This window comes from Amycolatopsis sp., assembly GCF_036008905.1.
GTDB lineage: Bacteria > Actinomycetota > Actinomycetes > Mycobacteriales > Pseudonocardiaceae > Amycolatopsis.
Genome location: NZ_DASYMU010000241.1, coordinates 1 through 22725, shown reverse-complemented (window position 1 = coordinate 22725; position 22725 = coordinate 1). Strand labels below are relative to the sequence as shown.

General features: G+C 66.8%; 22 protein-coding genes and 1 tRNA gene. 5 read left to right on the top strand and 18 right to left on the bottom strand.

The annotated features are described in order from the left end of the window. Positions 1-164: 164 nt before the first annotated feature. The 10 genes from VGP60_RS38330 to VGP60_RS38285 form a co-directional block, all read right to left on the bottom strand. Positions 165-1244, bottom strand: coding sequence for a glycoside hydrolase family 88 protein (locus VGP60_RS38330; RefSeq protein ID WP_327553118.1), 1080 nt, complete (start codon positions 1242-1244; stop codon positions 165-167). 75 nt (positions 1245-1319) lie between these two features. Further along, complete coding sequence (locus tag VGP60_RS38325; protein WP_327553117.1) at positions 1320-2036, bottom strand: FadR/GntR family transcriptional regulator; 717 nt, start codon at positions 2034-2036, stop codon at positions 1320-1322. Between the two features lie 25 nt (positions 2037-2061). Beyond that, entirely contained in the window at positions 2062-3114 is a 1053-nt protein-coding gene (locus tag VGP60_RS38320; RefSeq protein ID WP_327553116.1) for an ABC transporter permease, read from the bottom strand. Continuing rightward, entirely contained in the window at positions 3111-4637 is a 1527-nt protein-coding gene (locus VGP60_RS38315) for a sugar ABC transporter ATP-binding protein (protein ID WP_327553115.1), read from the bottom strand. The genes VGP60_RS38320 and VGP60_RS38315 overlap by 4 nt, the downstream gene beginning before the upstream one ends. An 81-nt stretch (positions 4638-4718) precedes the next feature. Then, on the bottom strand, positions 4719-5693 hold the full coding sequence (locus tag VGP60_RS38310) for a substrate-binding domain-containing protein (RefSeq protein WP_327553114.1): 975 nt from the start codon (positions 5691-5693) through the stop codon (positions 4719-4721). 396 nt (positions 5694-6089) lie between these two features. Continuing rightward, a tRNA-Cys gene (locus VGP60_RS38305) sits at positions 6090-6160 on the bottom strand. 41 nt (positions 6161-6201) lie between these two features. After that, positions 6202-7236 (bottom strand): P1 family peptidase, encoded by a 1035-nt coding sequence (locus VGP60_RS38300; RefSeq protein WP_327553113.1) that lies wholly within the window; start codon positions 7234-7236, stop codon positions 6202-6204. Then, positions 7233-8054 (bottom strand): alpha/beta fold hydrolase, encoded by an 822-nt coding sequence (locus VGP60_RS38295; protein ID WP_327553112.1) that lies wholly within the window; start codon positions 8052-8054, stop codon positions 7233-7235. The genes VGP60_RS38300 and VGP60_RS38295 overlap by 4 nt, the downstream gene beginning before the upstream one ends. Next, on the bottom strand, positions 8047-9336 hold the full coding sequence (locus tag VGP60_RS38290; protein ID WP_327553111.1) for an O-acetylhomoserine aminocarboxypropyltransferase/cysteine synthase family protein: 1290 nt from the start codon (positions 9334-9336) through the stop codon (positions 8047-8049). Before VGP60_RS38290 ends, VGP60_RS38295 begins: the two co-directional genes overlap by 8 nt. Next, a complete protein-coding gene (locus VGP60_RS38285) occupies positions 9333-10334 on the bottom strand; it encodes an isopenicillin N synthase family dioxygenase (protein WP_327553110.1) in 1002 nt (333 codons plus the stop codon). Before VGP60_RS38285 ends, VGP60_RS38290 begins: the two co-directional genes overlap by 4 nt. An 80-nt stretch (positions 10335-10414) precedes the next feature. Here VGP60_RS38285 and VGP60_RS38280 point away from each other — a divergent pair, with 80 nt between their 5' ends. Further along, positions 10415-11551: a CapA family protein gene (locus tag VGP60_RS38280; RefSeq protein ID WP_327553109.1), complete on the top strand. Its 1137-nt coding sequence runs from the start codon at positions 10415-10417 to the stop codon at positions 11549-11551. A gap of 176 nt (positions 11552-11727) precedes the next feature. On the opposite strand, the gene VGP60_RS38275 is transcribed toward VGP60_RS38280, so the two are convergent. The 3 genes from VGP60_RS38275 to VGP60_RS38265 all read right to left on the bottom strand — a co-directional run bounded on the left by VGP60_RS38275 (position 11728) and on the right by VGP60_RS38265 (position 15637). Beyond that, a complete protein-coding gene (locus tag VGP60_RS38275; RefSeq protein ID WP_327553108.1) occupies positions 11728-12753 on the bottom strand; it encodes a family 2 encapsulin nanocompartment cargo protein polyprenyl transferase in 1026 nt (341 codons plus the stop codon). A gap of 14 nt (positions 12754-12767) precedes the next feature. Continuing rightward, entirely contained in the window at positions 12768-14156 is a 1389-nt protein-coding gene (locus VGP60_RS38270) for a family 2B encapsulin nanocompartment shell protein (RefSeq protein WP_327553107.1), read from the bottom strand. 62 nt (positions 14157-14218) lie between these two features. Beyond that, the gene (locus tag VGP60_RS38265; RefSeq protein WP_414640471.1) at positions 14219-15637 is read right to left on the bottom strand and encodes a family 2B encapsulin nanocompartment shell protein; all 1419 of its coding nucleotides are present in this window, start codon (positions 15635-15637) and stop codon (positions 14219-14221) included. Positions 15638-16162: 525 nt separating this feature from the next. On the opposite strand from VGP60_RS38265, the gene VGP60_RS38260 reads away from it, so the two are divergent. Further along, positions 16163-16924 carry a hypothetical protein gene (locus VGP60_RS38260; RefSeq protein WP_327553105.1) on the top strand — a complete coding sequence of 254 codons (762 nt, stop codon included), beginning with the start codon at positions 16163-16165 and terminating at the stop codon, positions 16922-16924. A 5-nt stretch (positions 16925-16929) separates the two neighbouring features. Further along, the gene (locus VGP60_RS38255) at positions 16930-18105 is read left to right on the top strand and encodes a DUF6923 family protein (RefSeq protein ID WP_327553104.1); all 1176 of its coding nucleotides are present in this window, start codon (positions 16930-16932) and stop codon (positions 18103-18105) included. Positions 18106-18158: 53 nt separating this feature from the next. Here the strand turns inward: VGP60_RS38255 and VGP60_RS38250 are convergent, their stop codons facing one another. The 4 genes from VGP60_RS38250 to VGP60_RS38235 form a co-directional block, all read right to left on the bottom strand. Further along, positions 18159-18803: a DsbA family oxidoreductase gene (locus VGP60_RS38250; RefSeq protein ID WP_327553103.1), complete on the bottom strand. Its 645-nt coding sequence runs from the start codon at positions 18801-18803 to the stop codon at positions 18159-18161. A 19-nt stretch (positions 18804-18822) separates the two neighbouring features. Next, a complete protein-coding gene (locus tag VGP60_RS38245) occupies positions 18823-19029 on the bottom strand; it encodes a DUF397 domain-containing protein (RefSeq protein ID WP_327553102.1) in 207 nt (68 codons plus the stop codon). Continuing rightward, positions 18983-19888 (bottom strand): helix-turn-helix transcriptional regulator, encoded by a 906-nt coding sequence (locus VGP60_RS38240; RefSeq protein ID WP_327553101.1) that lies wholly within the window; start codon positions 19886-19888, stop codon positions 18983-18985. The genes VGP60_RS38245 and VGP60_RS38240 overlap by 47 nt, the downstream gene beginning before the upstream one ends. A 94-nt stretch (positions 19889-19982) precedes the next feature. After that, the gene (locus tag VGP60_RS38235; protein ID WP_327553100.1) at positions 19983-20993 is read right to left on the bottom strand and encodes an autoinducer 2 ABC transporter substrate-binding protein; all 1011 of its coding nucleotides are present in this window, start codon (positions 20991-20993) and stop codon (positions 19983-19985) included. A 326-nt stretch (positions 20994-21319) separates the two neighbouring features. Between VGP60_RS38235 and VGP60_RS38230 the strand changes: the two genes are divergently transcribed. Then, entirely contained in the window at positions 21320-21799 is a 480-nt protein-coding gene (locus tag VGP60_RS38230) for a hypothetical protein (RefSeq protein ID WP_327553099.1), read from the top strand. Positions 21800-21861: 62 nt separating this feature from the next. Further along, complete coding sequence (locus tag VGP60_RS38225) at positions 21862-22314, top strand: DUF4396 domain-containing protein (RefSeq protein WP_327553098.1); 453 nt, start codon at positions 21862-21864, stop codon at positions 22312-22314. Here the strand turns inward: VGP60_RS38225 and VGP60_RS38220 are convergent. Continuing rightward, positions 22311-22592 carry a metal-sensitive transcriptional regulator gene (locus tag VGP60_RS38220; protein ID WP_327553097.1) on the bottom strand — a complete coding sequence of 94 codons (282 nt, stop codon included), beginning with the start codon at positions 22590-22592 and terminating at the stop codon, positions 22311-22313. The two genes, VGP60_RS38225 and VGP60_RS38220, sit on opposite strands and share 4 nt — an antisense overlap. Positions 22593-22725 lie beyond the last annotated feature (133 nt).

The following is a 22725-nucleotide window of genomic DNA, read 5'->3' as shown; positions in this document are numbered from 1 at the left end:
TGCCCGCAACACTTTCAGCGCACGCTCCCGGCTTCCCTTGAGGGGGGAGAGGTCGGGCGGGCCGCCGGTTTGGGGAAACCGGGGGCTTGACTGGGGGAATGGTCGTCTGGGGGCGACCAGCGGTGGTGTAGCCGGTCGGAAACGGCCGGCTACACCCAGTCTTATTACGCCGAGCAGCCAGGCGTAAGCGCCGCTACCTGCTGACCGGCCAGGAGGAACGCACCGACACCGTAAGCCGCGGTGTCAGTGGCCTTGGCCGCCGCGGGTTTGGTGCCTTCCGGCTGGACGTAGCCGAGCAAACCGTTGGGCTGCAACGCCTTCGTCGAGAGTGCCCGCCAGCCCTTGTCCACCACAGGCTTGTACTGACCGGCGTCGAGGATCCCCGCGTTGATGCCCCAAGCGATACCGTAGGTGAAGTACCCGGTGCCACTGCTTTCCGGGCCACCGGCGTTGAACGGGTTGATCAGGTCGGTGTTCCAGAACCCGTCCCAGCGCTGCAACAGCTTCAGGGTGAAGGCCATCTTCTTGAACACCCGCACGTATTCCGCGCGCCGCGAGTCGTTCTCGGGCAGCACCTGCAGGACCTTGGTCAACGCCGAAAGTGCCTCGCCGTTTCCTCGCGCCCAGAACGTCGTGGACGTCGCGTCGCGCCGCCACAAACCGGTGAGCTCGTTGAACAAGCCGTGGCCGCCGGCGACCTTTTCGGTGTAGTGGAATTGTTCCTGCATCGCGTCGAGGTCCGCTTCGCGCTTGTCCAGTACGCCCAATCGGGCGAACGACGGCATGGCCCGGTTCAGCGCTTCGACGTAGTCCCAGGAATCCGTTTTCCCTTGCTGCGCCGAAGCGACGTCCTCGGCGACCCGGGTGCGCAGCGCGGCGACGTCGGACGGTTCCGGGTGGAAGTAGGTGAAGAGGTCGAGATACGCCTCGCCCGCCGAGAGGGCGTCGGGTGACGAGCCGGGCTGCAGTTGGTATTTCGCGGCGTCCGCCCAGGGCAGCGTCTTGTGGTTCGAGACGCCCGTTGTCCGGACCAGTGCCAGGTTGCCGACGTGGAACGTCGCGTTCTGCCAGTTGTTCGGTGCCTGGTCCGGCCCGTTGGCCACCCAGTAGTCACCGGCCGAGATCATCGACTGGGCCACCGGGCAATCCGCCGGCGCCGCCGCCGCTTCCCCGGTGACCAGCACGCCGCTCGTGACCAGTCCGACGGCGAGCACGGTGAAGCCGCGCAATCCTTTAACCGGCATCGTGACGTCCTCCCGGGATGATTAGGTAACAATCTTAACTAATCGACTATGGTCCGCCCGAGTTTGCCGTGTCAATCAAGATGCCGGTGAGTGGTACGGCGACACCGTTTCCAGCAAACGGTGGCACGCGGATTCGGCGCCATCGGCGTTCTTCGCCAGCACCATGGTAAGTAGCCGGGAGTGCAGGACCAGCGCGTGTTCCGAGACGTGATCGGACACTTCGGGCAGATCGGCGCGTGCCCGCAGCGCGGCGACGACCGGTCCTTCCAATTGGGCGATCAGCGCGTTTCCGGACGCCCGCACCAAAGCGGCATGGAATACGCAATCCGCGCTTTCGAACGCGATTCTGTCCTGCCGCTCGACGGCGTCCGCCATCAATTCGTAAGCGGCGGCCAAGGTCGCCAGCTCGTCGGGCCGGCGGTGCTGCGCGGCCATCCGCGCGGCCTGCGGCTCGATCGTCAGCCGCAGCTCGAGGAGTTCCCGCAGATGGTGCGCGCCGTCCGGGCCCTGCACGCGCCACGCGATGACGTCCGGGTCGATCGCGTCCCACTTCTCCGGCGGCAACGTCCACGTCCCGACGCGCGGCCGCGCGGTGACCATGCCCTTGGATTCCAGTACCCGCAAGGCTTCCCGGACGACCGTCCGGGAAGCCTGGAACCGGCGGCCGACGTCCTCGGGGACGATCGGCTGTTCGGCTCCGTAAACACCTTCGACGATGAGCCTGCCGAGTTCGTCGACGATCCGGGCATGCAGATTACGCAGATTGCGACCGCCTGCCCGTGGGGAGGCCATCGGGATCCCTTGTCGCCTCGGCCGGTTACGTCGGCAGGCCGACGCGGCGTTCACCGCTGCGGAGCTGCTGCAGGACCACGGCGACGACGAGGAGCACACCTCGCGCGATGTTCTGCCAGAACGGGTTGATGCCGAGCAGGCTCATCCCGTTGTCCAGCACCCCGAGGATGAACACCGCGAGCACGGTCCCGACGATGGATCCCTTGCCGCCCTTGAGCATGCAGCCACCGAGCGCGGCACCGGTGACGGCCTGTAGCTCCAGGCCTTCTGAGCCGGACACCGGCTGACCGGACCCGGTTCGCGCGGTGATCAGGATCCCGGCGATCGCGGCGACCACGCCGACGAGCGCGTAGACGCCGATGATGTAGCGGTTGATGTTGATCCCGGCGAGCCGGGCGGCGGTGTCGTTGCCGCCGATCGCGTAGATGTTGCGCCCGATGTCGGTGTACTTCAACAGGAAATGCAGCAGCGCCGCGACGATCAGGAACACCCACACCAGCGTCGGCAGACCCGCGATGGAGCCCTTGGCGAGGAAGATGAAGAAGTCGTCCGCGCCGGTGTAGCCCTGCGACTTGCCGTTCGAGATCAGCTGCGCGAGACCCTTGTACGCGGCGAGCGTGCCGAGCGTGGCGACCACGGGGTTCACCCGGCCGAAGATGATGATCATCCCGTTGACCAGCCCGCACACCAGGCCGATGCCGAGCGCGGCGAGCATGCCGATCCCGGCGTTACCGCCCGTCGCCTGGAACACCATCGCCGAGGCGACCGACGCGAGCCCGGCCATCGAGCCGACCGAGATGTCCAGCGCCCCCAGGATGATCACCAGGGTCTGGACCAGCGCCAGCAGCCCCATGATGGTGACCGCGCTGCCGATCAGCAGCAGGTTGTTGGTGAGGAAGAAGTTGCTGTTCTGGCTGCCGATGATCAGCACGAGTACGACCAGCGCGATGATCAGGCTGCTGTTCTGCACGCCGACGGCGTTGAGCACCCGCCGGAACGGGGAGACGCGGCTCGTCTCGGCAACGGGCTCTGCGGACATCGGGTTCTCCTGGCTGGGTTTCTGGGTTTCGAGGCTCATGAGGCCACCTCGGTCACTTCGGGGATGGCGAGGGTGAGCACCCGTTCTTCGGTGGCGTCCTCACGCAGGAGTTCACCGGCGACCCGGCCACCGCGCATGACGACGATCCGGTCGGCCAGGCCGAGCACCTCCGGCAGATCCGACGAGATCACCAGCAGTGCCATGCCTTCCGCGGCGAGCCCGTCGATGATCCGGTAGATCTCCGCCTTCGCGCCGACGTCGACACCGCGCGTCGGCTCGTCGAGGATCAGCAGCTTCGGCCGCCTCGCGAGCCAGCGCGCGAGCACGGTCTTCTGCTGGTTGCCACCGGAGAGCTTGCGGACTTCCTGTTCCATCGACGGCGTCCGCACGCGCAGTTCGCGGATGTACTCCTCGACCAGCGCGCGCTCCTTGGACCGGCGCACCACGCGGAACTTGCTGATCCGGTCGAGGACCGCGATGGAGACGTTGTCGCGCACCGAACGCTGCATGAGCAACGCGTCGGTCTTGCGTTCCTCCGGCGCCAGTCCGATCCCCGCGCGCACGGCGTCGCCGGGATTCCTTGGCTTCAAAGGCTTTCCGTCGAGCTCCATCACGCCGGAGCGCAGCGGCACGTCCCCGCTGATCGCGCGGGCGAGCTCGGAGCGCCCGGCGCCGACGAGCCCGGCCAGGCAGACGACCTCGCCGGAGCGGACCTCGAACGAGATGTCCGTGACGTCGTCGGTGGTGACGTTGTCGAGCCTGAGCATCACGTCGCCCTCGGCGCCGGTTTCGGTGCGCCGCACCAGCTGCGAGAGGTCGCGGCCGATCATCATCCGCACCAGTTCGTTGTCGTCGGTGTCCGCCGCGTTCTGGACGCCGACGAGCTTTCCGTCGCGCAGCACCGCGATCCGGTCGGCGAGCTGGAAGATCTCGTTCATCCGGTGCGACACGTAGACCACGCTGACCCCGGATTCGCGCAGCCGCCTGATGAGCCGGAACAGCGCCTCGACTTCGTGCTCGGACAGCGACGACGTCGGCTCGTCGAAGGCGATCACCTTCGGCGGCGTTTTCGCCGTGAGCACGCGAAGGATCTCGACGACTTGGCGCTGTGCCGGGGAAAGCTTGCCGCCGAGGGTTGTCGGATTGAGGACGCCCTCGAAGCCGTACTCCTTCAGCGCGGCCCGGGTCGCCGTGATCAGCGCGCGGCGGTTGAACACTCGGCCGCGTGCGGGCAACTCGCCGACGAAGACGTTCTCCGCCACCGAAACATGCGGGATGATCTCGGGTTCCTGGTAGATGACCCGGATCCCGGCGGCCATCGCGGCGCGCGGGCTGTCGAAGGTGACTGGTTCGCCGTCGATCGCGAGGGTGCCGTCGTCCGGGGCGTGGTCGCCGGAGAGCACACGCAGCAGGGTCGACTTCCCGGCGCCGTTCTCGCCCATGAGCGCGAGCACTTCGCCGGAGCGGAAGTCGAGGGTGACCTGGTCGAGGGCCGTCACGCCGGAGAATCGCTTGCCGATCCCCTCGACGGTCAGCACCGGCACCGGGGCGGGTGCGGACATGGAACGCCGCCTTCCGTTGGCAGGGTGGGGTCGTGAGTGCGTAACAGTGTTAGAACACTGTTACGCACTCACGAGTGGGGATCAGCTGCAGTTGACGCCGGACTGCTTGTAGTTGTCCTTGTTGACGATCGTGGTCTTGGCGATCGTCTCGGCCGGCAGGTCGGTGCCGCCGCGGACCTTCTTCACCAGCAGGTCGATCGCGGTGCGGCCGACCTCGGCGCCGGAGATGAACAGCGCCGCCTTGTTGCCGGTTTCCTTGCCCGCGGCCCAGTCCTTGCAGGTCAGGTACGCGCCGAGGCCGACGCCGATGGTGTCGGCGGCCGCGACGCCGGCGTTGGCCAGGGCGGTGACCGAGCCGGTCTCGTTCTCGTCGTTGCAGCCCCACACGACCCAGTGCTTGACGCCCGGGTTCGCGCTGAGTGCCGCGCCCGTGCGGTTCTGCGCGTCGACCGGGGAGTTGTCCGTGCCGACCTCGACGACCGGGATCTGCGCGCCCGAGTCGGCGTCGAACGCCTTCTTCGCGGCGGTGACCCGGTCTACGCAGACCGACAGGTCCTGCTTGTACGCGCTCAGGATCTTGGTGTCGGCGGCGTTCCAGCCCGCGGCCTTGAACAGGCGCGCGGCTTCCTTGCCGACCTCGGTGCCCATCGCGGAGCCGTTGAAGCCGACGAACGCCGCGCTCTTGCCGCTGCCGTCCTTGATGACGTCGTCCGAAGCGATGATCGGGATACCGGCGCTCTTCGCCTTGTCGATCACCTGCGGGCCGATGGCCTGGTCCGGGACGACGATCGCGACGCCGTTGGCCTGCTGCGCGACAGCGGCGTCGAGTTCGGTGATCGCCTTGTTCGCGTCCTGGCCGAGGTTGACCACCTTCAGTTCGACGCCGAGTTCCTTGGCCTTCTCCTGCGCGCCCTGGGCCTGCTCGACGAAGTACTGCTGGTCACCCTGCTTCTGCAGGTAGTACAGCGTGATCTTGCCGGAGTTGGGCGCGGCCTGCTGCGCGGGAGCGGTGTCTTTGCCGGACGAGCAGCCGGCCAGTACCGAGCCAGCAATCAAACAACAACCAACAGCACTCAAGACACGCCGCTTGTGCGGGTATGTGGACATTGATGGCTCCCAGGGGACCGAGGATGAGTGTTGCGAGCGCGTGAACGCCGTGTGTCTCGTATTACTAAACAATCCACGGGTCGCCGTCAAGACGGCTTTACCAGGGCATTGGACCACGCAAGGTGACTTTCCGTCACGCTCGGAAACATCACTTGTCGTACTTTTCTCCCCGTTTGACGCCGTCAGCTGGGAATTCTCACCATGCGCGGCTTGGGGGAGTTGATCGAGTGTTCTTGTTTGTTTCAGTTCGGTCTCACTGGACAAAAGGGTGGACAAGAACCGCCCAAGACCCTTGGAAACAACTCAGGGGACCTTCCGCTTGGAAGGTCCCCTGGGCCTGCTGTGAGGTGAAGACGGGATTCGAACCCGTGTGCGAGGCTTTGCAGGCCTCTGCCTATCCTCTCGGCCACTCCACCGTGTGGTGCTACCACCAGGTAACCAACTGACGCGAGCCCCGTCAACGATCTTCGGGCGTGTCCCGCGGATTGGGAACCTGGTGTGCACCAGGGTACAGCTCGCGGTAGGCGGCGATGTGACCCCATGGGGTCGTGACGGATTCCGCAGCCAGGACACCGTGCACCACCGCGCGGGCGGTGGCCGCGGTGGCGGCGGCGAGCAGCGTGTCCAGATCGGTTGTACTGGGAACAGCGCTGGTCGCGACGCTGAAGATCGTGTCGCCGTCGCCGAGGCAGTGCGACGGCTGGATGGCGAGCGGCAGACCGTCCTGCGCGGCGCCGGCCAGTCGGAACGCCTCCGCGTGGGTCAGCACGGCGTTGGTCGCGATCACGCCGATCACGGTGTTCAGCGGCTTGCGGGTGGTGCGGCTGCGCGCTGTCTCCTCGAGCCGCGCGCGCCCGGCGAGCACCTCGTCGGCGTCCGGCGGGGTCAGCGGGAACTCCCGCCTCTCGCCCAGTGCGTGGCCGTACGGCAGGCCGTCGCGCGGATCGACGGCCGAGCCGTGCGCGTTCATCGCGACCAGCGCGGCGACGACGATCCCGCCGGGCAGCACGACGCTGGCTGTGCCGAGTCCGCCCTTCATCTCCGCGGTGATCGCGCCGGTTCCGGCGCCGACGTTGCCCTGCGCCACATGTCCGTCGGACGTCAGCGCGGCCGTCAGGGCTTCGACGCCGACAGCGGGCCCGGGATGCGCGTGGAAGTCACCACCACGGCCCAAATCGAACAGCGCGGCCGCGGGAACCAGTGGCTCCACTTCGGACTCCAGCGCGTCCAGCACGCCGTGCGCTGTGGACAGTCCGTACGAGCTGCCACCGGTCAGGACGATCGCGTCGGGATGCCGGACGCTGTAGCGCGGGTCGAGCGCCGCCGTCTCCCGCGTGCTCGGCGCGCCGCCGCGGCCGTCCACCGCGCATACCGAGCCCGGCGGCACGAGTACGCAGGTGGTGCCGGTCAGCGCGCCTTCGCCGATACGGGTGGCATGGCCGACGCGGATTCCCGGTACGTCGGTGAGCGCGTTGAAGGTACCGGCTGTCATGCGGGCAAGTGTGCCAGGAACTCCAGCAGCACGCGGTAGACGTCGTCGCGGTCGAGTTCGTTGAGGATGTTGTGCCGGTCCAGCGGGAAGACCACCACCCGCCCGTCGGGCAGGCGCTCGGCGGCCCGGCGCGCTCCACCGGCCGGTGCGAGGTCGTCTTCCTCGCCGTGGATGAGCAGCACTGGCAGGGTGAGCACCCTCGACTCGACGACCTTCGTCAGCCGGATGTGGCCGTCCACCAGCGCCCGCAGGGTCGGGAACCGCAGTCCGCCTTGCCAGGTCAGGGGATCGTCGCGGATCTGCCGCGCGTACTCGGTGTTCCGGGTCAGCTCGCCGGGGTCCTTGCGGAAGGTCATCGGGTCGACGCCGGGCCGCAGCGCGGCTTCCAGGCCGGCGCCGTCCTCGGGCAGGCGCGGGACGAGCGACGAACCGGTGAGCACCAGCCCGGTGGGCCGGATCCCGGCCGGGAGCAGCCGGTCCGCGACGAGCAGCGTGACCACGGCGGAACCGAGCGAGTGACCGATCAGCGCGAACGGCAGGACCGGATGCTCGGCTCGGGCCAGTTCGAGCAGGTGCGCGGCGTCGTCGATCAGGTCGTCGATGCGCTCGACGAGCACCCGCTCGCCCTCGCTGCGCCCGTGTCCTGAGTGGTCGGACGCCCACACCGCGATTCCCGCCGCGTTCAACGCTTTCGTGAACGGCTCGTAGGAACCGATGTGCTCGCCAAGGCCGTGGAAGAACACGACGAGCGACGTCGGATCTTCCGGCTCCCAGCGGCCGTAGTGGATCTTCCCGATGCTCCCGGCGAACTCAGGCACTGGCGTTCTCCAATCCTCGCGCGAGATCGGCGATCAGATCCGTGACGCCTTCGAGCCCGACCGAAAGCCGGATCAACCCGGGCGTGACGCCGCTCGCGCGCTGCTGGGCTTCGTCGAGCTGGGCGTGGGTGGTGGACGCCGGGTGGATCACCAGGCTGCGCACGTCCCCGATATTCGCGAGATGACTGAACAGCGTGACGCCGTCGACGAACCGCCGTCCCGCGTCCAGGCTCGGCAGCTCGAACGCCAGTACCGCGCCGACACCGTTCGGCAGGTACTGCTTTCCGGCTTTGTACCAAGGGTTTTCCGGCAACCCCGCGTAGTGCACGTGCTCGACCTGAGGGTGTGCGTCCAGCCATTCCGCGATGGCCTGCGCGTTGGAGACATGCCGTTCCATCCGCAGCGACAGCGTCTCGATGCCTTGCAGCAGCAGGAAACTGTTGAAGGGCGCGACAGCCGGTCCCAGATCGCGGACCAGCTTTGTCCGCAGCCGCAAGGCGTACCCGAGGTTGCCGAACTCCTCGCCGAACACCAGGCCGTGATAGCTCGGATCCGGTTGGTTCAGCTGCGGCCACCGCGAGGGTTCGGCCTGGAAGTCGAAGCCGCCGCCGTCGATGACGACTCCACCGATCCCGTTTCCGTGTCCGGAAAGGAATTTCGTGGTCGAGTGCACCACGATGTCCGCGCCATGGTCGAGCGGGCGCAGGAGATACGGCGTCGGGACGGTGTTGTCCACGACGAGCGGCACCCCGGCATCGTGGGCGATCCCGGCGACCATGGCGATGTCGAGCACCGCGCCGCTCGGGTTTCCGACGGACTCGGCGTAGACGGCCTTGGTGTTGGGGCGCAGTGCCGCCCGCCAAGCCGACGGATCGTCCGGTTCCGTCACGAAGTCGACCGTGATGCCCATGTCGGCGAAGGTGTACGCGAACAGGTTGTACGTGCCGCCGTACAGCGTCGCCGCCGAGACGATGTGGTCGCCCACGCGTGCGATGTTCAGCAACGCCAAGGCCGACGCCGCTTGTCCACTTGCGACAGCCACCGCGGCCAGCCCGTTTTCGAGGTCCGCCAAGCGTTCCTCGACGACCAGGGTGGTCGGATTGGACAGTCGCGTGTAGGCGTGCGACTCCAGATCGCGCAGGGCGAACGCGTCCGCCGCGTGCTCGGCGCTGGTGAAGACGTACGAGCTGGTCTGGTAGATCGGTGTCGCGCGGGCGCCCGTCGCCGGGTCCGGCTGGGCACCTGCGTGGATCTGCCGCGTTTCGAAGGAGTGGCGTGTCACAGGTCAGGCCACCAGCGAGCGGCGACCCGCGGATGCGAGCGCAGCCAGCCGACCACGGCGTTCTCGCCGAACGCCGCGAGCAGCGGGTTGTCCTTGTCCGTGCTGACCCCGCGCGACGCGGAGGCCAGCTCGGGCGGCAGCTGCAGCGGCTCGACGACGGCGTCGAGGCGCGGGCCGAGGAAGAACGGCACCGACAGCCGCTTGACCCCGGTCGGCGGGCTGATCACCCGGTGCCGCGTCGCCGTCAGATAGCCCTGGGTCGCGATTTCCAGCATCTCGCCGATGTTGAACACGAACGCGCCCGGCACCGGCGTCGCGTCGATCCAGCTGCCGTCGGAGGCCTGGACCTGCAGGCCGCCGACGTCGTCCTGCTGCAACAGCGCGAGGTAGCCGTAGTCCTTGTGGACGCCAACGCCCTGCTCGGAATCCTCGGTGGCGCGGCCGGGGTACTGCACGATCTTCACGTGGGTGGACGCCTCGGCGTCGAACCAGCGGTCGAAGTAGTCCTCGGGCTGGCCGAGCGCGGCGGAGAGCGCGCGCAGCACTTCGCGGCTGACGCGCAGCGCCTCGGCCTGCCAGGCGAGCGTCGTCTCGCGCAGCTCGGGGAGCTGGGCGGGCCACTGGTTGGGGCCGATCAGCCGCGTCCACGCCGGGTCGCCGGGCCGGACCTCACGTGCGGGCCGCTCAGGGCCGATGTCGATCTGCTCACGCCAGTCCGGCGCGCCGGCGGTGTGCTCGGTGCCGACGCGGGTGTAGCCGCGGAACTGGGGCGAGTTGAGGTTCTCGATTGCCAGGCGTTGCTCCAGCGGCAGCTCGAAGAACCGCCGGGCGACGTCGAAGATGCCGGTCATCAGCTCTTCGGGGACGCCGTGGCCGACGACGTAGAAGAAACCCACGTCGTGAGCGGCGTGTCTGAGCTCGGCGAGGAACTCCGCACGGCCGGCGCCCGGGGCCCGGAACCGGGAGATGTCGATCAGGGGCAACGTCGTGGTAGTCATCGCTTTCGAGCATAGGTCGTCCGCGGGGGCGCCGGGGCGATCTCGAACGGTGGACGCCGTTAGGGCAGGATGCCGGAATTATGAGGCTTTCCACGAGGGTCGCGGTCCTGTCCGCCACGGCGTTGCTGGCCACCGCCTGCTCGAGCGCTCCCGCTCAGCAGCAGCCGGCGCCGTCTGCTCCGCCGGTGCCGACGAGCTCGGCCGCGCCGGACGGCTCCTTCACCGTGGTCGCGACCGGGGACGTGCTCATCCACCCGGCGATCACCGACCAGGCCGCCGCTGACGCGAAGACCAGCGGCCAGGGCGAGTACGACTACCGCCCGCTGCTGGCCGGGGTCAAGCCGCTGATCTCCGGCGCCGACCTGGCCATCTGCCATCTCGAGACGCCGCTCGCGAAGCAGGGCGGCCCGTACAGCGGCTACCCATCGTTCAGCGCGCCGCCCGAGGTCGCCGACGCGATCAAGGACACCGGGTACGACACCTGCTCGACGTCGTCCAACCACACGCTTGACCAGGGCGAAGCCGGGATCACGCGGACGCTCGACAAACTTGACCAAGCGGGAATTAAGCACACCGGCTCCGCGCGCACCGCGAAGGAAGCCGCGACGCCGCTGATCATGGACGTCAAGGGCGTGAAGGTCGCGCAGGTGTCGTTCGCGTTCGGTTTCAACGGTATCGAGGTGCCGAAGGGCAAGCCGTACCTGGCGAACCGGATCGTCGTCGAAGACGTCATCAAGGACGCGAAAGCGGCGAAGGCCGCCGGTGCCGAGGTCGTCATCGCGAGCCTGCACTGGGGGACCGAGTACCAGCACGAGATCACCAAGGACCAGGAGCAGCAGGCGAAGAAGCTGCTGGCCGACAAGAACATCGACCTCATCATCGGTCACCACGCGCATGTGGTGCAGCCGTTCGAGGAGGTCAACGGCAAGTGGGTCGCCTACGGGCTCGGCAACAGCGTCGCGAAGCACTCCGACCCGCGCGGCTCGACCGAAGAAGGCGCGGCGGCGCGGTTCCGGTTCGTTAAGGGTGCCGACGGCTGGAAGGTCGACAAGGCGGAGTTCCTGCCGACGCTCATGCAGCTCACACCGCAGCTCCGGCTGTTCGACCTGACCGAGAACCCGTCGGGCGAGCGCGGCGCCGAGGCGCTGAAGGCCACGTCCGAGGTCGTGCTGAGCCGGGGCGCGGAGAAGGACGGCTTGACCCGGCCCGGTCAGTAACCGCAGCTCAGGGCCCAATCGGCTGGGTGACCGCGAACCGCCAACACCCGTACGCAGACTGCACTTGAGCGTGCATAACTTGCCCACGAACGCGCACAGACTGCACTCGGCGTGAGTGCAGTCTGTGTACGGGTGAGTGCAGGTTGTGGACGGGTGAACGCGATCTGGGGACGGGGTTAGTGGGTGCGGCGGGTGGCGAGTTTGGCTAGGGCGGCGAGTTCGGCGGCGGCGATGGGGGCGGGGGTTGCGGCGAGGAGGTCGTTGAGGGCGTCGGCGAGGAGGGCGTCGGCGCGGGATTGGCTCCAGGTGCGCGAACCGGCGGTGTCGATGAGTTCCGCGGCGCGCACGAGTTCCGAATCGGACAAGTCGTGCTCCTGCAAGTAGAGCGTGGCGAGTTCGTCACCCGCCGGGGTGCCCGAGTTCAGCGCGGCGACCACGGCGAGCGACTTCTTGCGGTTCTGCAGATCCGAATAGATCGGCTTCCCCGTGACGGCGGAATCGCCCCAGATGCCGAGCAGGTCGTCGACGTGCTGGAACGCCAGACCCAGATTCCGCCCGAACTCGCCGAGCCGCGTGATCTGGTCCTCGGTGCCACCACCGAACATCGCGCCCAGCACACACGAAGCCCCGAGCAGCGCCCCGGTTTTCGCCTCCGCCATCCGCACGCACTCGGCCAGCTCGACGTCGGAACGCTGTTCGAACGTGACGTCCGCGATCTGCCCGTCGACCAGCGCGTTGACCGCGGCGCTGAGGACCCGCATGGCCTTCGGGGTCTCGGCGAGCGTCTCCAGCGCGACGGTCAGCAGCGAGTCACCGGCGAGGATCGCCGTGCCCGTGCCGAACACCGCCCACGCCGTCGGCCGGTGCCGCCTGGTGACGTCTCCATCCATGACGTCGTCGTGCAGCAACGAAAAGTTGTGCACGAACTCGACGGCCACCGCAGCCGGGATGGCGTCCGCCGGATCCGCCCCGACGGCCTCCGCCGCCAGCAGCGTCAACGCCGGGCGGAACAACTTGCCCGTGTCGCCTTCCACCGGTTGCCCGTGTTCGTCCAGCCAGCCGAAGTGGTACCCGGCGATCGGATGGATCGACGCCGGCAGCCGTTCGACGGCCGCGCGCATCGCTGGGTCCACAAAGGACCGGCACCAGTCCAGTACCTCCGGTGCGGACCGGCCCTTGGTCCGTGTGTCCATGACGGTCATCCCAGCTCCCTCACTCAGCGTCCGATTTCGACGTTCTCGAGCACACCGAGCGCGTCGGGAACCAGTACCGCGGCCGAGTAGTAGGCGCTGACCAGGTACGACATGACCGCCTGCTCGTTGATGCCCATGAACCGGACGTTGAGTCCCGGCTCGTACTCGTCCGGGAGACCGGTCTGGCGTAGCCCGATCACCCCATTGTCCTCTTCGCCGGTCCGCAGGACCAGGATCGAGCTGACGCCGGTTTCGCTGATCGGGATCTTGTCGCAGGGCAGCAACGGCACGCCGCGCCACGCCGACACGAGCTTCCCGTTCACCTCGGTGCCCGCCGGGTACAGCCCGCGCGCGTTGAGTTGCCTGCCGAAGGCCGCGATGGTTTTCGGGTGCGCCAGCAGGAACTTCGACTTCCGGCGCCGGCTGATCAGCTCGTCGAGGTCGTCCGGGGTGGGCGGCCCGGTGCGGGTGGAGATGCGCTGTTTGAGGTCGGCGTTGTGCAGCAGGCCGAACTCGCGGTTGTTGACGAGGTCGAATTCCTGCCGCTCCCGCAACGCTTCGATGGTGAGCCGCAGCTGCTGGTCGAGCTGGTTCATCGGCTGGTTGTAGAGGTCGGCGACCCGGGTGTGGACCCGCAGCACGGTCTGCGCCACGGCCAGTTCGTACTCGCGCGGCGAGCCTTCGTAGTCGACGAACGTCCCGGGGAGCAAGATTTCGCCGTCGTGGCCCGACGCCATGTCGATCGCCGCCTCACCCGCCTTGTTCTGCGGTTTCTTCTTGCTGCTCAGCACAGCCAGGATGTGCCGGCGCAGTGCGTCGGACTGCCCGTTCATCGCTTCGAACGACGGCCGCCGCAGCGTCAGCACGGTGACCGGTGTGACGGCTTTCGCGGTGAACTCCCAGGTCCCGGTCTCGCCGCCGAGCAGCCGCTCGCCGAAGTACGCGCCGTCGACGAACGAGCCGAGTGCGGTCTCGTCGCCGAATTCCCCGGTGCCGATCTTGTCGATCTTGCCGTGCGCGATCAGGAAGACCTGTTCCATCGGCGTTCCCGCTTGGACGATCACGTCACCCGCGTCGAACTCCTGCTGCTCGAAGCGGTCAGCCAACGCGACGAGAGCTTCTTGGTCGTCGAATCCGTGCAGCACCGGCAGTTCGCACAGTTCCCGCGGGATGACGCGGACCGTGGTGCCGACGTTGGTGAACGTCACGCGCCCGTCGCCCACGGTGTAACTCAACCGGCGGTTCACCCGGTACGCGCCACCGGCGGCCTCGACCCACGGCAGCATCCGCAACAGCCAGCGTGGCGAAATCCCCTGCATCTGCGGGGCGGATTTCGTTGTCGTGGCGAGGTTCCGCGCCGCCGCCTTGCCCAAGCTCTGTTGCGCTTGGGCGCCCGGCTCGGTCACCGTCATCTGGCGTACCGCCAATCCTGTGCGTGGTGATGTGGTTCAGGTGCGGCCGGTGGGGACCGTTACTAGTGACCGATTTCGGCGAGATCCAGGATCGCGAGCGCGTCGGGGACGAGCACGGCGGTGGAGTAGTAGGCGCTGACCAGGTACGAGATCACGGCCTGCTCGTTGATGCCCATGAACCGGACGTTCAGCCCGGGCTGGTACTCGTCGGGCAGTCCCGTGGTGTGCAGGCCGACGACGCCCTGGTTCTCCTGACCGGTGCGCATCAGCATGATCGAGCTGGTGCGGGTTTCGGTGACCGGGATCTTGTTGCAGGGCAGGATCGGCACCCCGCGCCACGCCGGGACCAGATGCCCGCTGAAGTCGATGCTGTTCGGGTAAACCCCGATCCGGTTGCACTCCCGGCCGAACGCCGCGATGGTCCGCGGGTGCGCGAGGAAGAAGCTGGGATCCTTCCACACCAACGAAAGCAGCTCGTCGAGGTCGTCGGGGGTGGGCGGGCCGGTGCGGGTGTTGATGCGCTGGGAGAAGTCGGCGTTGTGCAGCAGGCCGAATTCGCGGTTGTTGACGAGGTCGTGTTCTTCCCGTTCCCGCAGGGCTTCGATGGTCAGCCGCAGCTGCTGCTCGACCTGGTCCATCGGCTGGTTGTAGAGGTCGGCTATCCGGCTGTGGACACGGAGCACGGTCTGGGCGACGCTCAGTTCGTACTCGCGCGGCGAGGATTCGTAGTCGACGAAGGTGCTCGGCAGCTCGGGCTCGCCGTCGTGCCCGGAAGCGACCTCGATGGTCGCTTCACCGTGGTGGTTCTGCGACTGGCCGCCGGACGCACTGGCGTGCTCGATATGCGCGCTGAGTTCCTCGGACTGTTCGAGGAGCTGTTCGAGCGAGCGCCGCGAAAGGCTGAGCACCGTGCACGGGGTGACGGCCTTGGCGGTGAACTCCCAGATCCCGTCGGCGTTTCCCAGCACCTGCTCGCCGAAGTAGTCGCCGTCGGCGAGCAGGCCGAGGGCGATCTCGTCGCCGTACTCGCCGGCGCCGATCTTCCTGATCTTGCCGTGCGCGATGAGATAGACCTGGTCGGCCTGGTGGCCGAACTCCACGATCACGTCACCCGCTTCGAGCTCGCGCTGCTCGAATCTGTCCGCCAGCGCGTCGAGGACTTCTTCGTCTTCGAAGCCGCGCAACAGCGGCAACTCGCCGAGTTCCGGCGGGATCACGCGGACGCTGGCGCCCGTCTTGGAGAAGGTGACCCGGCCGTCGCCGACCGCGTAGGACAGGCGCCGGTTGACGCGGTACGTGCCGCCGGCGACCTCGATCCAGGGCAGCATCCGCAGCAGCCAGCGGGACGAGATCCCCTGCATCTGCGGAACGGACTTGGTCGTCGTCGCCAGATTGCGGGCCGCCGCGCGCCCGAGGCTCAACTGCGGGTGTTCACCTTCGACTTCTGACTCCGAGGACGTCGTCGAATCCGTCACACTCACAACAACAACCGCCAATCCATGGGTTCGTGATGTTCGTTGCAGATTTGGTATTCGAGGCAAAGGAGAATGATCAACTGTCCGATTTCATTCTTTTTCCAGCGGGCCGCGGAATGAACATAGCAAGCGGCAGGTGATAGACAAGTCCACGAAGGGGTTGCCGATCACGTTCACCTGAATGCCAGCACGCGCACTCTTGACGTGCCGCCAAAAAATGACTGGAGCAGGAATAATCCGGAAATTGCCACCAGGGAGAACGCTGTGACGTCCTGCTGTAAAGATCTTCCCGATCGGCCTAGCAAGATCCACGAACGTGTGACGAATTAGGTTGTAACGCAAGGTTATTTGGGCCGCCAATTGCTCCGGTCGTGCAACATCCGGATCGACGTAAACGGCGTATGCGTGAATTGTGTCCGGCTGGCTTGCCGGGAAGATCGACGCTGACTACTTTTAGCGGGCGGTTCGGCCGGGCGGGAATTGGCGAACGGTTCACAGCCTTATGTTGCCAAGTCCCAGGAAAGGACATGAATGAGTATTTACCTGACCGGAATCCTCTGGGTGATCGGCGCGGCCGCCCTCGGTGCGCTGATCGCTTACCTCGTCCGGCGCCTCGGCGGGGCCGAGGGACGAGAGGCCAACAATGGCGCGGCCGGTCAGGCCTTCACCATTGTCGGCGGATTGCATGCCGTTCTGGTCGCTTTTGTCCTCATCTCCCAGTTCGATCTGGTGAGCCACGCCCAGGACAGTTCTTATTTGGAGGCGGACAGTCTCGTGGCGGCGACCTGGGCGGCCGATTCGCTGCCCGAGCCGACCAAGACGCGGATGCGGGAGATGAGCCGCGCGTACACCGTCACGGTCGCCGAGCAGGAATGGCCGAAGATGCGCGAGGGCGAGACGCCCGCGGACACCGGCTGGACACAGCTCGACAAGATGCGCCGGCTCATCGCGCAGACCGAAGTCGTCGACGACTGGCAGGTCGATCGCAAGAGTGAGGCCGCCAATCAGTTGTGGCAGGTCTATCAAGCCCGGCAGGCGCGGCTGAGCGCCGCGAGCGATGGTGACGTCGAAGGTGTGGTGTGGTTCGCGCTGATCTTCGGCACGCTGATCTCGGTGCTGCTGGTCAACCTCTTCGGCGGCACGCAGCTGCGGGCGCACATCGTCATCGTGTCGGTCCTGGCCGGGACCATCACGTTGCTGCTCTTCGCGATCTACCAGCTGCAGAATCCGTTCGGGGGCGGGGCGCGCGTCGATCCGGTCGCGTTCACCGCCGCGCTGGTCAGACTCGCTTGACGGCCATGACGACCAGGTCGAAACTCCTGCCGCTCGCGATCGCCGGCGTCCTGCTCGGGGCGTCGGCGTCGATCGCGCCCGCGGCGAACGGGCAGAGTGGTGTTTGCACTGTGGTGCGGGCGCAGAACACCCAGACCGACCGGCCGTCCGCGCTGAGCCGGGTCGACCTGCCCGGCGGCGCGACGACTTCGTTGGGGACACCCGGGTTCTGGCTCAACGCCATGGGTTACTCGTCCGCGCAGAACCTGGTCTACGGCGTCGCGGATGGCAGTGACAGCACAGCTTTCCCGGCCGGTGCGCACGTGGTGGCCATCGATCGCGATGGGAACACCACGGATCTCGGGCCGGTGCGGCGAGCCGGGGTCAGCCATGTGCCCTGGAGTGTCGTCACCGGGGCCACGGCCGGGGCGATCCACGGGAACACTTGGTACATAAGGAGAAACAGCACACTGTACACAGTGGACATCACGCCGGGGGATTCGTTCTTGACGGTATTGAAGCTGACGCCGTTGCGGCTCGTCTCGCTGGCCACCGGCGTCGACGACTTCGACTACGACCCGGCGGCCGGCCTGCTGTACGGCGTCTCGATGTCCTCGCGTGGCGCGGGTTCGGTCGTGACGATCAACCCGGCGAACGGGCAGGTCGACGTCGTGCCGAACCTGCAGTTGCCGCGGGGCGAGTCGGCCGGTTCGGTGGTGCTCGGCGCCGATCGCGCGCTGTACGTCACGTCGAACCGGGAGGACAACCGGAGCGTGGTGTACCGGGTCGAGCGGGATTCGGGGGCGGTGACCGAGGTGTCTTCGGGACCGCGGCTGGCGACTTCGGATGTCGCGGGCTGCCTGTCGACGTCCTCGCAACCGCCGGTTGTCCCGGAACCACCGCCGTTGCCGCCGGATGTTCCGCAGCCGCCGGTGATTCCCGCGGTGCCGCCGCGCTCTGACCCGCCGGTGTCGCAGCCGATCGTGCCGACGACTTCCTCGACACCTGCGCCGACCGTCGAACCGTCACCGACGCCGACCACGACGAAGCCGCCCAAGACGTCGAAAAAGCGGCCCACTGAGGCCTTCGTCGCGACCGCGAAACGCGATCACCACACCGACCTCAAGCGCCGCTGGGCCCTGACCACCCTCATCCTGATCCTCGGCGCCTCGGCCGCCGCGCACTCCCTGCGCCGCCGGTAGCTTCCGAATATGTCGACAACTTATCGCGATAAGTTGTCGACATATTCGGGAGTTCAGGCGGGGGTGGATTCGGCGTAGGCCTGGGTGAGGGCTTTGGCGAAGACCTCTTGGGGCTGCGCGCCGGAGACGCCGTAGCGGTTGTCGATAACGAAGAACGGGACGCCGTTGGCGCCCAGGGCGCGGGCTTCGGCGCCATCGGCGGCGACGGCTTCGGCGTACGTGCCGGACTCGAGGACCGAGCGGGCTTCGTCGCCGTCGAGACCGGCGTCGACGGCGAGTTCGACGAGCGAGTCGTGCGTGAAGATGGACCGCTTCTCGGTGAAGTGGGCGCGGTAGAGACGCTCCATGACGGCGTCGGCCAGGCCGTGCTTGGCGCCCAGGTGCAGGATCTGGTGCGCGTCGACGGTGTTGCCCACCTGGATGCCGGTCATGTTGTACTCGAGACCGGCATCGGCGGCACGCTCCTCCATCTCCAGGCCGGACTTCGTGGCCTGCTCCGCGGTCATGCCGTACTTCTCGGTCAGCATCTCGCGCTGATCGAGCACCTGGCCCTTGGGGAAGCTCGGGTCGAGCTGGAACGAGTGGTGCACGACCTCGACGTCCTCGGCGTGCCCGAACTCCGCGAGGGCGTTGTCGAAACGGCGTTTGCCCAGGTAGCACCACGGACAAACCAGATCGGCCCAGACATCTACGCGCACGACTTCTCTCCCTTGACGCCTAACTTGAGGAAACCCTCATGTTCATCGTAGCAAGAGTCGAGAGGAGGCCGCGCCAGCTGGCACGGGGGAGGGCGAGATGACCGTTCGCGGGGGCTTTGGAGTCGCGAACGGCCGTGTGGTGCGGGGTGAAGGCGACCTCGACGCAGTCGCTCGACTCGCTACCGCCGTTGCTGTGGCTGCTCTTGACCCAGGCCAGTTCGGGCATCGTGGCGCTCCTCCAGTCGGTCGTAGTGGTTTGCCAGCTCGGCAAGCCACTCCACCGATTGTGCGCCATCTAGAGCATCTCGATCGAGTCTGTCAAGGAACCCGGAGTAGGTCACCACGTCTGCGGGCTCCTCGATGAATACTCCGGCTGTTGGGGTTGCCACATACGCGGCTGGCCGATGGATGGCGTAATCGAAGACTTTGAATGGGCCGTCCAGGATGTTGTAGGAGCCAGCTGATTCGAGCACTACGCGGACTGAGCAGTGAAGCTGCGAAGCGGCGAAGACCAGTTGAAGGAGTTGTTCATGCATGACCTGTGCGCCACCGATGACCGATCGCAGCGCGCGCTCGTGGACGTAGAACTTGCTGCGAGGCGGATTCCTGCGGCGGAGGAGGCTTTGCCGGGACAGCCGGGAGCTGACCATCCGGTCGATGTCCTTCTCGTCGACGGTGTTCGACCACTGGTAGATCGCGCGGATGTAGTCCTCGGTCTGGAGAAGGCCCGGCACCACAAGGGGTTCGTAGCTGCGGATCATGGCGGCCGAACCCTCCTGGATCATCAGCGACCGCAGCCCGTCGGGCAGCGGCCGGACCCAGTACGGCATATCGACCTCGCGCGCCAATTCCAGCAGCCGCACCAGTTCGTCGCGTTTCACTCCGCAGGCGGTCAAGAACACCGCGACGTCCAATTCGGACGGCGTCCGCTGCCCGCCTTCGTACCGCGAAATCGTGCTGGGCAACCAGCCTACGATCCGCGCGAGGGCGTGTCCGCTCAGTTTCGCTTGCTCTCGCACGAATTTCAGCTCGTTGCCGAGCTCTCGGCGTCTCGCGGTGGAGATGTCGTACTCACCTTTGGCCATGATGCCAAAGTAGAACGCGCGACCCCGGATTCGGTGGTGCGGCGCGGGTACTTCACCTCAACGGAGGGTCGTGGTGCCTGGCAGGCAACGCCGCTCAGTACTTGAACTGGTCCACGTTCGCGGTGGTGATCAACAGTGGATCGCCCAGCAGGAGCGTCTTCTTGGCCGGGTCGAAGCGGACGGCCGGGAGTTCGCCGCTGACCTTGTTGACCTCGGCCGGCGTCTTGCCGTCGGCGAGCTGTTTGGCGGACCACACGGTGAGATAGCCGAGCGACTCGACGTTCCACAGCACCGACGTCGAGCACGAGCCGTCTTCCAGGTACGGCTTGATCGCCTGCGGGGTGCCGATCCCGACGGTGAACACCTGTCCGATCTTCTGCGACTCCCGCACGGCCCTGGCGACGCCGGGTGCGGAGGTGGTGCATTCGCCGACCAGGCCGACGAGATCCGGGTAGGTCTCCATCAGCTTCTTCGCCATCGTTGTCGCGGTCTCCTGGTCTTCGCCGGCGTACACCGTCGAGACGATCTCGGCGTTCGGGTACTTCTGCTTGGTGTACTCCTTCTGCACACTGATCCACGAGTTGAGGTTCATCGCCGTCTCACCGCAGGACACGATGGCGTACTTCCCGCCGCCGTTCGTCTTGGCCATGAGCGCGTCCGTGAGGGCCTGGCCGATGCCGTCGGCGGTCGCCTGGTTCACGAAGAGCTCGCGCTGGGACGCGGGCGCGTCGGTGTCCGAGGTCATCACGTGGATGCCCTGGGCCCTGGCCTCGGCTATCGCGGGCGCCACCGACGCCGGATCGTTCGGCGCGACCACGATGACGTCGACGTGCTTCTGGATGAGGCCTTCGATGATCCTGATCTGCTCGGCCGGGTCGACCGTGGCCGGGCCGATGGAGTCCCACTCCACGCCAAGCTGCTTCGCGGCTTCCTGGGCGCCGGTGTTCATCGCCTCGAAGTACGGGATGCCCCCGACCTTCGGCACGAACGCGATCCTGGTCGGTTTGGCTTCTGAGCCTGTCTTGTCCGAGCAGCCGGAAAGCCCCAGTACCGCACACAGCATCAGCACGGCACCCGTGACGAGTGTCTTCGCCGACGCACGCATCTCCACCAGTCCTTCAGTACTTGTTGTAAGCGCGCCAACACTCGGCGCGTTGGGCGGAGACCTCCGGCGAAGGTAAGTGACACCGATATCCAGGTCAACGGATCTTGGAAAACGGTTGCCGAAGTGAGTTCATGCGTAATCACGCATACTTCGTTCCCGCCGTCGATTATGCAGGTCAGGGCCTTTTGTGTGGTCGCCGGGCGCATGAGCGACTGCGGCAGCGGGTGCCCGTGCGCTTTAGTGGGACAATTTCCCGTGACTTGTCACAAAGGGCGATTCGTTCGGATATGCTCTCGACGTTTTGTTGCGGCGTATAGGGGGTTGACGTGAAGCGCATCATCTGGTCGAGCGTGTTTCTGGTGTTCGGGCTCATGGCCATCGCCGGGGGAATCCTGAAGCTGGACCGGGGAGAGGTCGACTGTGGCGGGCAGACGATGTCCGCCGGGCAGACGTGTGTCAGCACGTCGGTTTCGGGTGAGGAGACGGGCTCGAGTTCGCTGGCGGAGCAGCAGAAGTCGTCGGACTTCGGCAACTACGCGGTCATCGCGGTGGGCGCGCTGATCGTGCTGATCGCGGCGCAGAACCTGAAGATGGGGATCCAGGGTCGTAAGAAGGAGCCCCAGCCGTTGCCCGGTTCGCTGAACCAGCAGTGGGACCAGCCGCAGCCGAACTGGCAGCAGCAAGCGCAGCAGCAGCAGTACCCGCCCCAGCAGGCGCCGCAGCAGCAGTACCCGCCCCAGCAGGCGCCGCAGCACCCGCAACCCCCGCAGCGGCCGCAACACCCGCAGCAGCCTGGTCCGCAGTAGGGCTGGGGTTCGCAAGGCTGAACTTTCGCCCGAGTATACCCATGGGGGGTAAGCTGAGCCCCATGGATGAGGGACAGCACGGCAGCACCTGGTCGATGGCCGCTTCGGCGACGTTGCACTGCCTGACAGGTTGCGCGATCGGTGAAGTACTCGGCATGGTCCTCGGCACCGCGTTCGGCCTGCACAACGCGGCGACCGTGGTGCTCTCCATCGTGCTCGCGTTCTTCTTCGGCTACGCCCTGACGATGCGCGGGGTGCTGAAGGGCGGACTGGGTTTCAAAGCAGCATTGAAGGTCGCGCTCGCCGCCGATACCGTCTCGATCGCGGTGATGGAAATCGTCGATAACGCCGTCATCGTCGTGGTGCCCGGCGCGATGGACGCGGGGCTCGCGAGCCCGCTGTTCTGGGGCTCGCTCGTTTTCTCACTGCTGGTGGCGTTTGTCGTCACCGTGCCGGTCAACAAGTGGATGATCGGCCGCGGGCTGGGCCACGCCGTGATACACGGCCACCACTAGCTGCGGACGAGCCGCGCTATCGCGTCGGAGGCTTCGCGAACCTTGAGTTCGGCCTCCTTGCCGCCGGCGGCGGCCGCGTCGACGACGCAGGTGGAGAGGTGCTCGTCGAGCAGTTGCAGGGAGAACGACTGCAGCGCCTTGGTGGCGGCGGAGACCTGGGTCAGGATGTCGATGCAGTACTTGTCCTGTTCGACCATGCGCTGGAGGCCACGGATCTGCCCTTCGATGCGGCGGAGCCGTTTGAGGTAGGCCTCCTTGTCCTCGCTGTAGCTCGCCATGCGGGCGCCCGTCCTCTCAGTTCGTATCCGCCGATAGTACCCCGTATCGGTATGTCCCCAGGAGAGTCGCGGGGGTGCGAGTGTGGGGGTGGCTCGTGAGTGGCAACAAGTGTTCTAACACTTGTTGCCACTC